This is a genomic window from Polaribacter batillariae (assembly GCF_017498485.1).
GTDB lineage: Bacteria > Bacteroidota > Bacteroidia > Flavobacteriales > Flavobacteriaceae > Polaribacter > Polaribacter batillariae.
This window is the reverse complement of the sequence record NZ_CP071795.1, coordinates 2,829,115-2,842,860: the sequence shown is the minus strand read 5'-3', so window position 1 is coordinate 2,842,860 and position 13,746 is coordinate 2,829,115. Positions and strand designations below refer to the sequence as shown.

General features: G+C 29.4%; 12 protein-coding genes. 6 read left to right on the top strand and 6 right to left on the bottom strand.

The window, feature by feature from the left end:
• Positions 1-11: 11 nt before the first annotated feature.
• The 3 genes from JL193_RS12535 (at position 12) to murI (ending at position 3,517) form a co-directional block, all read left to right on the top strand.
• Positions 12-2,351 (top strand): T9SS type A sorting domain-containing protein, encoded by a 2,340-nt coding sequence (locus JL193_RS12535; protein WP_207971132.1) that lies wholly within the window; start codon positions 12-14, stop codon positions 2,349-2,351.
• 28 nt (positions 2,352-2,379) lie between these two features.
• Positions 2,380-2,547, top strand: coding sequence for a hypothetical protein (locus JL193_RS12530; protein WP_207971131.1), 168 nt, complete (start codon positions 2,380-2,382; stop codon positions 2,545-2,547).
• A gap of 178 nt (positions 2,548-2,725) precedes the next feature.
• The gene (gene murI, locus JL193_RS12525; RefSeq protein WP_207971130.1) at positions 2,726-3,517 is read left to right on the top strand and encodes a glutamate racemase; all 792 of its coding nucleotides are present in this window, start codon (positions 2,726-2,728) and stop codon (positions 3,515-3,517) included.
• Here the strand turns inward: murI and JL193_RS12520 are convergent.
• Positions 3,514-4,500, bottom strand: coding sequence for a PorP/SprF family type IX secretion system membrane protein (locus JL193_RS12520; RefSeq protein WP_207971129.1), 987 nt, complete (start codon positions 4,498-4,500; stop codon positions 3,514-3,516). The two genes, murI and JL193_RS12520, sit on opposite strands and share 4 nt — an antisense overlap.
• Before the next feature lie 310 nt (positions 4,501-4,810).
• On the opposite strand from JL193_RS12520, the gene JL193_RS12515 reads away from it, so the two are divergent.
• From JL193_RS12515 to JL193_RS12505, 3 genes are all read left to right on the top strand, one after another.
• Complete coding sequence (locus JL193_RS12515) at positions 4,811-7,846, top strand: PAS domain-containing sensor histidine kinase (protein ID WP_207971126.1); 3,036 nt, start codon at positions 4,811-4,813, stop codon at positions 7,844-7,846.
• Complete coding sequence (locus tag JL193_RS12510) at positions 7,843-8,490, top strand: response regulator (RefSeq protein ID WP_207971124.1); 648 nt, start codon at positions 7,843-7,845, stop codon at positions 8,488-8,490. The genes JL193_RS12515 and JL193_RS12510 overlap by 4 nt, the downstream gene beginning before the upstream one ends.
• A 92-nt stretch (positions 8,491-8,582) precedes the next feature.
• On the top strand, positions 8,583-8,951 hold the full coding sequence (locus JL193_RS12505) for a response regulator (RefSeq protein WP_207971122.1): 369 nt from the start codon (positions 8,583-8,585) through the stop codon (positions 8,949-8,951).
• Positions 8,952-9,354: 403 nt separating this feature from the next.
• Here the strand turns inward: JL193_RS12505 and JL193_RS12500 are convergent, their stop codons facing one another.
• The 5 genes from JL193_RS12500 to ccoG all read right to left on the bottom strand — a co-directional run bounded on the left by JL193_RS12500 (position 9,355) and on the right by ccoG (position 13,712).
• A complete protein-coding gene (locus tag JL193_RS12500) occupies positions 9,355-9,864 on the bottom strand; it encodes a hypothetical protein (RefSeq protein ID WP_207971120.1) in 510 nt (169 codons plus the stop codon).
• 482 nt (positions 9,865-10,346) lie between these two features.
• The gene (locus JL193_RS12495; protein WP_207971119.1) at positions 10,347-10,778 is read right to left on the bottom strand and encodes a hypothetical protein; all 432 of its coding nucleotides are present in this window, start codon (positions 10,776-10,778) and stop codon (positions 10,347-10,349) included.
• A 228-nt stretch (positions 10,779-11,006) separates the two neighbouring features.
• Entirely contained in the window at positions 11,007-11,705 is a 699-nt protein-coding gene (locus JL193_RS12490; protein WP_207971118.1) for a sulfite exporter TauE/SafE family protein, read from the bottom strand.
• The gene (locus JL193_RS12485; RefSeq protein ID WP_207971117.1) at positions 11,705-12,151 is read right to left on the bottom strand and encodes a FixH family protein; all 447 of its coding nucleotides are present in this window, start codon (positions 12,149-12,151) and stop codon (positions 11,705-11,707) included. Before JL193_RS12485 ends, JL193_RS12490 begins: the two co-directional genes overlap by 1 nt.
• A gap of 139 nt (positions 12,152-12,290) precedes the next feature.
• A complete protein-coding gene (gene ccoG / locus JL193_RS12480) occupies positions 12,291-13,712 on the bottom strand; it encodes a cytochrome c oxidase accessory protein CcoG (protein ID WP_207971115.1) in 1,422 nt (473 codons plus the stop codon).
• Between the last annotated feature and the right edge of the window lie 34 nt (positions 13,713-13,746).

The following is a 13,746-nucleotide window of genomic DNA, read 5'->3' as shown; positions in this document are numbered from 1 at the left end:
AAATATTAATTATGAAGAAAAACTACTTACTAAAATTTACTTTTTTATTTTTATTTACTTTTGGAATATCGAAAGCAAGTGCACAAACTGTTGTAATTACAGCTGTTGTTGATGGTACTCTAAAAAATGCAGGTTGTAATGCTGGATCTGGATTTTCAGACCCAAGATTTGTTGAGCTATACGTAGATGGCACTATAGACTTTACAGGATATGATTTGGGCCAATCTTCAAATGGTTCTGCCTCTTACGTTAAAAAGTCTTTGGATGGTTTAGGAACAATTTCAGATCAGTTCGTTTACATAGTAACAAATGGTGATGAAGTTACATTTAACGAAGCATTTCCTGGTAAAACCGTTTTGAGTGTAGCCTTTACTACTATTAATGGAGACGAATCTTTTCGAATTACAGATAACACAAATACTGTTTTAGATGCTTTTGGAATTCCTGCTGATGTTGGAACAGCTGCACATGATACTTGGAATTACGAAGATAGTTATGCAAAACGTAAAGATTTTGTTTTGCCAAATGCAGGTACTTTTGTAAGCTCTAATTGGACTTATGGTGGAGCAAACGCTTTAGACGGAGCCACTTGTGCAACATTAGCAAGCGCTGTATCCTTAGGTTCTTACGCTGTAAAAACTACAACTTGGCTAGGCACAAATACCAATTGGAATGATCCTGCTAACTGGGACAATGGAGTTCCAACACTTGGATACAATGCTGTTGTACCAGACTTAGCTACGGATCCAGAAATAACTACATCTATAGCTGCTACTACAGGAGATTTAACAATTTCAGACCTAGATGGCTTATCCGTTTTAAGTGGTTCTTTAACCATTTCTGGAGATTTAACCATTAACACAGGCAGTTCTTTATATTTAGAATCTAGAATAACAGCTTCAAAAACTATTGATGCTGCTTCCGTAATTCTAAACGGAAATTATAGCGCTGCAGATGCAAATAGTTTCTTCTATTTTACAGAAACTTTTATAGACAATACCTCTGGTTGGAGTTTAATATCGTCTCCAACAGTAGGAGAAAAAATAGATGGTAATAGCGGAGATGGAAATTTTGCCTTTTTCAATAAATTACAAAAAAGCATGGTAAACCTAAATTACGGCATCGCTTTCTACGATAATTCACAAGCAGACCCTATGCTACGTTGGGATTATTATTCAATAGCAGAAATTGAAGTTCCAACTCCAACAGAAGATATGTTAAGTGGTAAAGGATATACTGTGTTACCAGAATCTGATCCAGCTATAAATGCAGACGGAGAAAAAGGCTTTCTAGGCTTTAAAGGAGCCATTGCTACAGATTTTGTAGAAATTGGAATTACAGACAATTCTCCTCCTGGTGGAACTGGAAACGCATTTAATTTAATTGGTAATCCATACCCTTCTTTTATTCCTGCAAACAATGCAGCAGACGCTACAAACGCTTTTTTAAACGTAAACGCAGCCGAACTTGCAGAACAAACTTTTTATGTTTGGGACAAAACAACTTCTTCTTACATAATAAAAAACCAAATGAATGCTAGATATATTGCTCCTGGACAAGCTTTCTTTGTAAAATCTAAAGCTGGTGGTGGCACCGTTAAATTTACTGAAGCAATGCAAAGCCATCAAGCATCTGGTACATTTAATAAATCGAATAATACAGAACAAAAAATTATTTTAAAAGTTAAAAATAAAGGCAAAGAAAAAACTACAGACATTTACTATGTAAAAGGAAAAACTACTGGTTTTGACAATGGTTACGATAGCTCTATTTTTGGTGGTTTCGACACTTCTTTTAGTCTTTATACAGACTTGGTTTCTGGCAATGATAAAAAACAGTTAGGAATTCAAACCTTACCGAATTCGAATTACGAGAACATGATAATTCCTGTAGGCCTAAAAGCTACAAAAGATTCTAAAATTACGTTTTCTGCTAAATCTTTAAATTTACCAACTGGATATATGGTTTTTCTAGAAGACAAATTAACCAATGCCTACACACGTTTAGATGCTGCTAATAGCGAATATAGTGTTACCATAGATAACGATGTTGTTGACAATCGTTTTTTTATACATACTACAACCTCTTCTGTTTTAAATACGAACAATAATAAAGATTTAAACAACATTTCGATTTTTAAGGCAAGCAATTCTAATTTAAAAATTACAGGTTTAAGTGCTCTAAAATCGAATGTTAGTTTGTTTAATGTACTAGGAAAACAAGTATTTACCAGTACTTTTGATGGAAATTTAAACAATACAATCGCATTACCAAATTTAGCTAAAGGAGTGTACATTGTTAAGTTAAAAACTGCCAACAGCACAAATACCAAAAAAATAATTATAGACTAATTTAACGAGAAATAAATTTTGAATAAAGATGAAAAAACAAACCAAAAACAGTAAACACATTTCTCGTAAAGAAGCCCTTAAAAAAATTGGTAATTACGGAAAATATGCAGCATTAACTGCACTTGGAACTTATATGATATTGCATCCGCAAAAAGCTCAGGCACAAAGTCCAGAAGCTCCCGGAACAGGATTTTAATAAGAAACACTAACAAATTTACAAATAAAGAGGCTGCCTCTAAAGTATTAAAATTTGTCATTTCGACTGTAATGGAGAAATCTTATTTATTGAATTTCAGTATTTTTAGATTTTTCAACTTCATTAAAAATGACAGTTAAATTTACTTTAGAGACAGCTTTTTTCTACTTTTACAGAGATGATAATTAATAAACACCCAATTGGTTTTTTTGACTCTGGAGTTGGAGGTACTTCTATTTGGAAAGAAGTAATTTCTTTACTCCCAAACGAAAACTCTATTTACCTTTCCGATAGTAAAAACGCACCTTATGGCGAAAAATCTAAAACTCAAATTATAAATTTGTGTATTAAAAACACCGAGTTTTTATTAAAAGAAAACTGTAAACTAATTGTTGTTGCTTGTAACACAGCTACCACAAATGCCATTGATTTTTTACGAGAAAAGTACTCAGTTCCTTTTATTGGAATAGAACCTGCAATTAAACCTGCAGCATTAACAACCAAAACAAATACCATTGGTATTTTGGCTACAAAAGGAACCTTACATAGCTCTTTATTCGAGAAGACCTCAAGTAGTTTTAGAAAAAATATTTACATCGAAGAAATCGTTGGAAAAGGTTTAGTAGAACTAATTGAGGATGGAAAATTGCACTCCAAAGAAATGACTATACTTTTAAAATCTTATTTAACACCATTGCTCAAAAAAAACATAGATGCTTTGGTTTTGGGCTGCACTCACTATCCATATCTTATTCCTCAAATTAGAGAAATTGTTGGCAATAAAATAAATATTATAGATTCTGGAGAAGCAGTTGCGAGGCAAACAAAAGCCATATTAACCAAGTTTCAACTCTTAAATGCTACAGAAAATATAGCAAAACATACTTTGTATATTAATAAATCGAAAGTAGTTCTAAAACAATTAATTTTAGAAACAGAACACACCAAAATTATTCAAAAAAAATTTTAGAAACTTCCGTAGATAGAGTTAATATTTGGGCAAGCAGCGGCTCTTGGCTCTCTTGTCCATAAATTAATTCCTAACGTTATTTGATGAAAACCAGCGTTAGACAGTACAATATCGTTTAATTGATTTGTGTAGGTATAAGAAAACATTAAATTTTTGTAATTTAAACCAACTATTGGACTTATAAATTGTGAATTTTCTGTGGAATTAGAATCAAAATGTCTTCTGTAAGACAATGCTGCCCAAAGTTGAGATTTCGAAAATGTTTTGTAGGCTTTTACATTTACATCTGCAATGGTTTGCCCTAAACTCTCTTTATATTGCAACATAATAGAGGGTTCCCACTGCACAAAATTTTCTTCTTTTCCAAAATAATAACCTGCAGATAAAATATAGTTTCTTAAATCTAAAGGTTCTTGAATGTTTAAGTTGTTTTTTGCCGTTAATAATAAATTTTTAATAGTAAAGTAGGTTGCTAAACCACCTCTATGATAAGCAACACTAAAATCGGCATTGTAATAACTCGTACTTTCTATAATAGTAGCAACTGCTGGATCGCCAGTAAAGCTTCTTTGGTCCGATTGATTTTGTACAAAAGTAAAAGCCAAACCAAAAGAAAGCTGTTGAAACATCTTGCTATCACTCATAGGTAAATGGTAGGCATAAGTTCCTTGTAAACCTTTCTGAGAATGAAATCCGTTTTCGTCGTTAAATAAAATTAAACCGTAACCAGCATTAGATTCTTCGCCAAGCTTTGTATGAAAACTTAAGGTTTGTAATTCAGGAGCATTTGCCACATCTGCCCATTGTTTTCTTGCTGTTAATCGTAATTTACTAGAATTACCAATTCCGGCCGCAGATGGGTGCAATAGAAAAACATTATCAGATAAATAATCTGTATAAATTGGTAGAGTTTCTTGTGCTTGATTCTTAATCGTAAAAAAAACGAGAAATAAAAAACTAAAACGAATGTAAATTAACTTCATTAAAATTAGATAATTTTATAAGAAACCAAATATATTGCTTTTCTAATAATAAATTGTTCTTACGACAAAGTTTTAACATCGCCCTTAAAAACTTATAAAAAACAAATTGTCGTATAATTTGCCATTTTTAAATAATTAATCTTTATCTGATAATTGTATAACCTTTAAACTTTAAATAATTCGAAATACTAAAAAATTTTAGTATATTTCGATGTGTTTTTTTCAAATTTTCTATTAATTGGCTATATTTTTATAGAATAGATAATTCCCAGACACAAAAGACACCAAAACTTTTTTACCTTTCTAAAAAATGACAACTTCAGAAGAGAAAAAAAACGAATTTCGAGCCTTATTTGAAACGATGAACCTTGGAGTTTCTTACCAAAATTCTAAAGGCGAAATAATAAAGGTAAACCCTGCCGCTCTTCGAATCTTAGGCCTTACTGAAGACCAAATGAAAGGTAAAACATCTATAGACCCATCTTGGAAAGCGATTAAAGAAGATGGGGCTGATTACCCTGGTGAAACCCACCCAAGTATGTTAGCTTTAAAAACAGGTGTTCCTGTTCTTAACAAAGTAATGGGTGTATTTAATGTTTCTAAAAAAAAATACTGTTGGATAAAAATTGATGCGATTCCTCAATTTAAAAATGGAGAAAAAAAACCTTATCAAGTCTATACCACTTTCGACGATATAACTACGACTAAAGAAACGGAACTTCAATTAAAAGAGAATGAAAAACGTTATATAAGAGCCCAAAAAATGGGTAAAGTAGGAAATTGGGAATACGACATTAAAACAGGTCTTTTATGGGGTTCAGATGAAACACTTCGAATTTTTGGGCTTAACCCTAAAAAAAACAATTTTAGTCTCAACTATTTCGAAAAAAAAGTAGCGCAACAGAATTTTGTAAGACAAGCTATGATTAATTTAATTGAAAAAGGAGAAAAATATGATATCCAATATGAAATTAACATTCAGAAAAAAACAAAAATAGTACACTCGAAAGCAAAAATAATTTACGACACAAATGGCAAAATTTTAAAAATAGCAGGCGTAATACAAGATATTTCTAAAAAGTACAAAAGAAAAATAGAATTAAAAGAAAGTGAAGACAAATTTTTTAAAGTTTTTAAAAACAGTTCTAATGCTATTATCCTTAAAAGATTTAGTGATTTTAAAATTATAAATTCAAACGAAGCTACTTTTAAAGTTACTGGTTTTACTTCTAAAGAATTAAAAGGTTTAAAATTATCTAAAATAGGTATTTGGAAATCTAAAAAAGACTACAAAAAATACGAAAATACGATTACAAAAAAAAATAAAATAAAAGGTTTCGAAACCGAATTTACAAAAAAAAATGGCGAAAATAGAATCTGGCAAATTTCTGGAGAAATAATTCAAATTAAAAACGAAAAATTTATATTAACCATTATAGAAGATGTTACAGAAGTAAGAAATGCAGAAATTGAATTAAAAAAACAAAGAAATTTTACGACTGCAATGACAGAAAACCAGCCAGCTGCAATTATTGCTTGTGATGAAAAAGGTAAATTGGCGCTATTTAATAAAGCCGCTAAAAAATGGCATGGTATAGATGTAATGAAAATTCCTGAAGAAAAATGGGCCGAAAATTACAATTTATTTAAAACTGATGGAAAAACAATACTTAAGACTGAAGAAATACCTCTTGTACAAGCATTTAATGATGTAAAAGTTGTAAATTTTGAAATGCTTATTAAAGCCAAAAACCAAAAACCAAGATTTGTTATTTGTAATGGAGCTCCCTTTTTTGATGCTTTAGGCAACAAACTAGGTGCATTGGTTGTTATGAACGACATTACGCATCAAAAAAATATCGAACATCGTCTAAAAAACAGTAGAGCTCAGATAAAAAAAGCACTTTCAGAAATCGAAAGAAGTGAATTTCTTTTAAATGAATCTGGAAAAATAGCTAAAATTGGTGCGTGGGAGTTTAACTCTGTTACAAAAAAAAGACGTTGGTCTAATCAGGTTTTTAAAATTTATGGACTTCCAATTGGCAAAGTTCCGCCTTTTGAAGAAACTTTTAAGTATTATACAAACGGGTCTGCAAAAATATTAAAAAAAGCAATTAATAATAGTCTTGCAAATAATGCTAAATTCGATTTAGAACTAAGTTTTAAAAATGCCCAAAAAGAAAAACTTTGGGTAAATGTTATTGGCTATCCAATACTAAATGAAAAAAAAGAAGTTATAAGTATAAGAGGGATTATGCAAGATATTACTGATCAAAAATTGATTAGAGAAAAAATTGAAAAGACCCAAGAAATGCATAGTTTATTAGCCAATAATACGAACGATATAATTTGTTTACAAGAACCCGATAGTACTTTTAAATACATAAGTCCATCAATAAAAAATTTATTAGGCTACGAACAAACAGAATTTATTGGAAAACAAGTATTTAGCATTGTTCATAAAGACGATATTGTACCGTTAATAAATGCGATGAAGAAAAAAAATTTTAACAACTCATCTACAGAGGCTTATCCTTTTAGAGCGTTGCATAAAAACGGTTATTTTATTTGGTTAGAATTTTTATCTTCTCCAGTTTATAAAGACGGTAAAATTAACTACTTTGTTACTTCTGCCAGAGACATTACCCAATGGATTTTGGCTAAAGAAGAAATTCAACAATACCAAACATCTCTTCAAAAATTAACTACAGAAATTACCATCATAGAAGAAAAACAAAAAAAGAAAATTGCTTCTAATATACACGATCATTTGAGCCAATCTTTGGTAATTTCGAAAATGAGAATTAAAAAATTGAAAAAAAATCCACAGGTAAATGTTATTTATGAAGATTTACAGTTTATTGAATCTCACATATCTGATGCTTTAGAAAACAGTCGCAAAATTACTTATGAACTTTCGCCTCCTATATTATATCAATTAGGAGTTATAGAGGCATTAAACTGGTTAGTTGAAGATTTAGAAAATAAGTATAAAATTAAATTTAGGCTTCAAACAGCAATTTCGAGTATTAAAATTAGCGAACTAAAATCTATAATCCTCTACAGAAGTATTCAAGAAATATTAACCAATGCAATTAAGCATGCAGATGCTTCCCTTATAAAAATAGATATTAAAAAAACAAAAAAAGGAGTTAATATTTTTATTGTTGATGATGGTGTTGGTTTCGACACCTCTATATTAAACGAGTTTAAAAACCAATCTGGCTCTGGATTTGGTTTATTTACAGTACAAGAACGTATAAAAAATTTACAAGGTAGATTTACAATAACATCAAAAATTAATAAAGGAACGAGTATTAAAATTTTTATCCCCCAATTAAAATGACTTATACAAACGAAATAAAAATAGTATTAGCAGATGACCATAAACTGCTACGAGATGGCTTAAGAAATATTATAGAGCAAAAATCTAATATGAAAATAATTGGAGAAGCCTCTAATGGAAGAGAAGCTGTAAAAATATGCTCGAAATTACTACCAGATGTTGTTCTTATAGACATTGCAATGCCAAATTTAAATGGTGTAGAAGCAACAAGCCAAATTCTAAAAATAAATCCAAAAACAAAAGTAATCGCCCTTTCTATGCATTCTACGAAACAATTTATTCAAAGAATGTTTCACTCAGGTGCTTTTGGTTACTTACTAAAAGATGGTGATTCAGAAGAGGTTATTTGTGCAATTTCTACTGTAATTCGAAATAAAAAATACCTATCAAAAGACATTAATCAAGAATATCTTAATTTACTTAAAAATAAAGACACTCTTGGGAAATCTAAATTAAGCTCAAGAGAAAAAGAAGTTTTACAATTAATTGCAGAAGGTAATTCATCAAAAGAAATAGGAGAAATATTATGCTTAAGCTCAAAAACCATTGATGTTCATAAAAATAATATTATGAAAAAAATTGACTTACACACCATACCAGAATTGACAAAGTTTGCTATTAAACAAGGACTTACCAGTTTGTAACCTTAATATTAGGTAAATTGCTTAGCTTTTATATCGTATAAACTTCTTATTTTTACACATTAATTAGTTTTAACTTGCCATTTTAAAATAATTTGGAATCTAAATTAAACAATTTATTAGTTGTAGAAGACAACCCTTACATAGGCGAGGAAATAGTAAATGCTGTTAAAAAAGTTAATGGTATAAAAAATATTCATTTAACAAAAACGCTACAAGAAGCAATTTCTTCTTTAAATAAAACCAGTTTTGAGTTAGTTACCTTAGATTTAAGCTTACCTGATGGAAATGGTATAGAGCTTTTAAAATGGTTTATAGAAAAAAAAATAAAAAAAGACGTTTTTGTTTTTTCTACTAGTAAAGAGCTTAAAGGAATTTGTTTAAAATATGGAGCCCTTGCTTTTTTTGATAAATCTACTGGATTTGATGAGTTAATCGAAAGTATTAAAAAACTTAATCAATAGGTTTTTAATTTCTTTTTAGATGTCTGTAATTAGGGGTCATATTTTGTAATTACGAGCCTTTTAAATTCTACTGTAAAACTAAAATATTTATACCTTTAATTTTCTTAAAGAACACCCCAATTTATCAATAATGTTTACGGCAATTTCAAACAAGAAAGAAATGGTTATAAAGAATTTCTTGAAACCAACCATCCTCGAGGCAAATTCGCAGAGATATTTTGCCAGTTTCATTTTTACCTAAAAAAAATAAAATGCTGTATTTAGATTCTTTTTTTATGGGAATGACAGTTTCAACAAAAATCCTGACGCAGAACCTCGAAGAACTATTTTTGGTTAAAATAAAAGAGCTAAACACTGGGGGAGATTAGCTCTTTTAAGTTAAACAAAAGTTATATAGAGTTTATTATAATCTATATTTTAACCCTATAAAACCACTAATTACATACTCTTTTTTAGAGTTATATAATACTTTTAAATCTTTTCTATAGGTAAATTGCTGTGTGCAAATAACTTTTAACCTTTCAGTAATTTTATAACTTAATTCTCCACTAAAGCCAACACTAAAAAAACCATCTTTTTGTCTGTAAATTTTTCCAAAATCGGCATATGCAGTTGCTCCTATTTTTCCAAAGATACTTTTTATAGCATATCCAGCTCCAAGTGAGTAGCGTTTATAATTTTTCTCAACCAAATCTGCGTATTCTACAGAAAGATAAGTCAGTAAATAACTATTTTCGAAATTATAAACTGGTAGTGCTAATTTTGTTAATAAGTTAACGGTTAAAGCATCATTTCCTTTTTTGTCTCCAAACAAAAGTAAACGAGCATCTTGCTGTAAAGATATTTCGATATTGTTTTGTCCATAAATAGAGAGTGTAAGTAAAAAACTAAGAGTAAAAAATATCTTTCTCATAATGTAAAAAATTGTTTTGTTTAAATGAAATAAGAAAATACATATTAGAGCCTTTCTCAAAGACATAACAGCTCTAATAAATAGATAATATTCTTATTTTTAGCAACTTATAATTAAATTTTAGCTTAAAATGTGTTTTATGTGGGTCTGAAAATTGTGTTTTTCTTAATAAAAGCCAGCAAGATTTGGGTTCAAAAAATTCTTGTTAATTTGGTAAATTATAGGATTCGAAAGTTTGAATTTACTGTAAAATAAAATGATGATTCTTTTTACTTATCACAATAAACAAAAACAAGAAATTGCATTTGCTACGACGCATTTTTAGTTTTAAAACAGTAAGTAAAAAAAGTATTTATTAAGGTAAATTCTATTTGTAGAAGTATTATTTATTATCAACAAACTCGATTAAAATAGCCTGTTTCTCTTTTAAAAATTACAGGCTATTTTTAATAAATTAAAAATTGAAGTGCTAAATGGAAAAACTATATTTTTTTCATTTTTCCTTCCCAAGTATATCCTCCTAGTGTAGTCTCATAGTAAATAGACCCACGTTTTATTTTTTTAATTTTCATATGCAGTTTTGTGCCTCTTTTGAAAGGAAAATTTGGTAGGTTAGACTCTTTTAATGTCATATAACATTCTTCTTCAGAAGTCCATTTGATATCCGATTTAATAAAATACTTTTTATTTTCGAAATATTCTACATGCTCGTCTTTTGTATAAATTACCAAAACGTTCTTACCTTTATATTTATAAGTATAAGTAGTCTCTTCTAATAAAGGAGTAAAATCATCATCAGAAGTTTTAAAACGATTCTTTTCGTCAAATTTAATTGGAGTAACCATTGCTACATCTTGAGCTTTCATAGAAAATGTTAGCAAAACTATTGCAAGAAGTAAGTGTAATTTTTTCATAATAATAAAATTTATCAATTTGTACATGTTTTTATTTACATATACACATTGGGGGATTCGTAAAAAATATTAACATACATTAATTGTACTCGACAAATATATATTAGATCACAAACCCAATCAATAAGCAATTTCCCTAATTTAAAAAATCTTACAAAAGAATATAAATTATGTTCAGATTTTAAATTATTAACAGATTTTTATTTAAATTATGAAGTAAAAGCGATTTTAATGGCAGGCGTTATTGGCAGACACAACTTCTAAAATAGGAGTTGGAGAAATGTAAGGAATTCCCAAGCCCAAGCCTCTTAAAATAAATAAGGTTCCTATACAAACAACAACTACAGGAATCGCTTTTTGTATTTTTTTTCTAAAAGTTGCTTTTGTGAAGTTTCCTAAATAAACTACAGCGGTCATTAACGGAATTGTTCCTAAACCGAATAAAAACATGTATAAACTTCCTGCAAAAGCATTTGTGGTTGCCAAGGCTCCAAAGACAGCCATATAAACAAGTCCACAGGGTAAAAAACCGTTTAAAAAACCAATGGTAAAAAAAGTATCGTTCTTTTTTTTCTTTAATTCTTTTCCTAAAGCATTTTTTACTTTAAATATAAGACTGCTAATTTTTGTAGAAAAATTTACTCGTTTAAAAATTTGGGGAAACAAGATGATTAAAATCATACTTATTCCTGCAATTATAGATAGTTGCTGTTGAAAACCAAAGAAGAAAAAACCTTTTCCTAAAAAACCAAACAACAAGCCTATTAAACTGTAAGTAAATAACCTACCTAAGTGGTAACTTAAAATTTGGAAAAATCTTTTCACTGGTTTTTGCCTATCTACTGGCAACATAAAAGCGATTGGCCCACACATTCCTATGCAATGGAAACTACCCAACAATCCAAAAATTAGTGCCGATAAAAACATTAGTACATCAGTTCTTTCTTAAATAAATACTCCTTATTTTTGTATTTCCATGATACTGTCATGTTCCAACGACCATCTACTAAACGTTTCTCAGGCACGAGCAAATATGTTTTAGAGATCGAAATAGGTATTTCAAAATCTAAATGTTTATTAGATGGTCTATACAGGAACACTTTTCCTTGAATGTCTTTTGGAGTAAAAGCTTCTGGAAACTCTACTTTTAAACCTTCTTTAGTTTTTGTTACTTTTATATTTTCTTTTAAAGAAGATGCATTTTTCTGTGCATCTATTTTATCTTGAAATTTTAATTCTTCTTGATAGTACTTATCTGTTACCAAATCGTGTGTAAACGATTTATCTGTACTCATTGTTATAACGAAATACAAAATAAAGCTTATAAAAGCTACAATTGCAACCACAATACCTGTTCCCCAATTAAATTTCATATTTTAAACTTTTGTAATTTATGTCTTTGAGATTTCTCCTAACGTAGAAATGACATCAACAACATTTTATTAATAACTTCTTTCTTCAAACTTCAAACTCCCATCTTCAAACTTCAAACTTCACACTCCCAACTCCCAACTACTTATAACTTCTTGGCCCTAAAAAATTCGTTCTGGTTGTTTCAATTAATTTATCGCCACTATAAACACCTATTTCTATTTTATCTTTGTCGCTTTTTAAAGCTGCTGCGTTAATTTCTATAAATAAAGTTCCTTCTGCCAAGCCTTGTTTTGGAACTGTAAAATTATGGTTCGAGACCAATTTAATGGTTCCTTTATGAGATAATAATTTATAACTTACGTCTTTAATATCTTTGCTCGTTTTATTAATTACCTTATATGTATAAACGTTGCTAATAGTATTGTTTTCTTTTTGTTGATATAATTGTCCTGGTAATCTTAAAATTTTGGCTTCGACATCATTTCTTAAAAACAACATTCCTATTAAAATACCTATTAAAATTAATAAAACAGAAGAATAACCTTTCATTCTTGCTGTAAACTTAAAGGGTTTTTTATTTGCTATATTGTCTTCACTTGCATATCTAATAAGACCTTTTGGTAGATTAATGCTTTCCATAATATGGTCGCATTCGTCTATACAAGCTGTGCAATTTACACATTCTAACTGTGTACCATTTCTAATATCTATTCCTGTTGGGCAAACAACAACACATTGTTTACAATCGATACAATCTCCTTTTCCTACGGCTTCTCTATCTTCATTTTTTTTAAATTTTGCTCTCCCAGTTTCTCTTTCTCCTCTTTTGTAATCGTACGCAACGTTAATGGTTTTGTTATCTAATAAAACACCTTGCAAACGGCCATAAGGGCAAGCAATGATGCATACTTGCTCTCTAAACCACGCAAAGACAAAATAGAAAACAGCCGTAAAAATTATTAGTGAAATAAGTGTGCTAATATTGTCTAAAGGGTTTCCTGTAATGTATTCTATAACGGTATCTCCACCTATTAAATACGCTAAAAAAACGTTTGCAATTATAAATGAGATTATAAAGAAAACAAACCACTTTAAAAGCTTCTTACGAATTTTATCTGCATTCCAAGGTTGTTTGCTTAGCCTTATTTGCTTTCCTCTATCTCCTTCAATTAAATATTCTATTTTTCTAAAAACCATTTCTAAAAAAATGGTTTGCGGACAAATCCACCCACAAAAAATTCGCCCGAAAATTACGGTAAATAAAATAATAAAAACAACTCCAATAATCATTGAAACCACTAACAAATAAAAATCTTGTGGCCAAAAAGGAAAACTAAAAATATTAAATTTTCTTTCTAAAATATTAAAAAGTAAAAACTGATTTCCATTAATTTTAATAAAGGGAGCAGATAGTAAAAAAGCCAATAGAAAATAACTTACATAGCTTCTGTATTTATAGAACTTTCCACTTGGTTTTTTGGGAAATACCCAAGAACGTTTTCCTTCTGAATCTACAGTAGCAATACTATCTCTAAATTGTTCGTTCTTGGGTGCCTCCATTTATCAACTATTAAAAAACTAATTAAAACTAAAT

What these genes read in the sequence shown, in the direction of transcription:
- JL193_RS12535 (WP_207971132.1), top strand. Translation starts at nt 12, where the DNA reads ATGAAGAAAAACTACTTACTAAAATTTACTTTTTTATTTTTATTTACT.
- JL193_RS12530 (WP_207971131.1), top strand. Translation starts at nt 2,380, where the DNA reads ATGAAAAAACAAACCAAAAACAGTAAACACATTTCTCGTAAAGAAGCC.
- murI (WP_207971130.1), top strand. Translation starts at nt 2,726, where the DNA reads ATGATAATTAATAAACACCCAATTGGTTTTTTTGACTCTGGAGTTGGA.
- JL193_RS12520 (WP_207971129.1), bottom strand. Translation starts at nt 4,500, where the DNA reads ATGAAGTTAATTTACATTCGTTTTAGTTTTTTATTTCTCGTTTTTTTT.
- JL193_RS12515 (WP_207971126.1), top strand. Translation starts at nt 4,811, where the DNA reads ATGACAACTTCAGAAGAGAAAAAAAACGAATTTCGAGCCTTATTTGAA.
- JL193_RS12510 (WP_207971124.1), top strand. Translation starts at nt 7,843, where the DNA reads ATGACTTATACAAACGAAATAAAAATAGTATTAGCAGATGACCATAAA.
- JL193_RS12500 (WP_207971120.1), bottom strand. Translation starts at nt 9,864, where the DNA reads ATGAGAAAGATATTTTTTACTCTTAGTTTTTTACTTACACTCTCTATT.
- JL193_RS12495 (WP_207971119.1), bottom strand. Translation starts at nt 10,778, where the DNA reads ATGAAAAAATTACACTTACTTCTTGCAATAGTTTTGCTAACATTTTCT.
- JL193_RS12490 (WP_207971118.1), bottom strand. Translation starts at nt 11,705, where the DNA reads ATGTTTTTATCGGCACTAATTTTTGGATTGTTGGGTAGTTTCCATTGC.
- JL193_RS12485 (WP_207971117.1), bottom strand. Translation starts at nt 12,151, where the DNA reads ATGAAATTTAATTGGGGAACAGGTATTGTGGTTGCAATTGTAGCTTTT.
- ccoG (WP_207971115.1), bottom strand. Translation starts at nt 13,712, where the DNA reads ATGGAGGCACCCAAGAACGAACAATTTAGAGATAGTATTGCTACTGTA.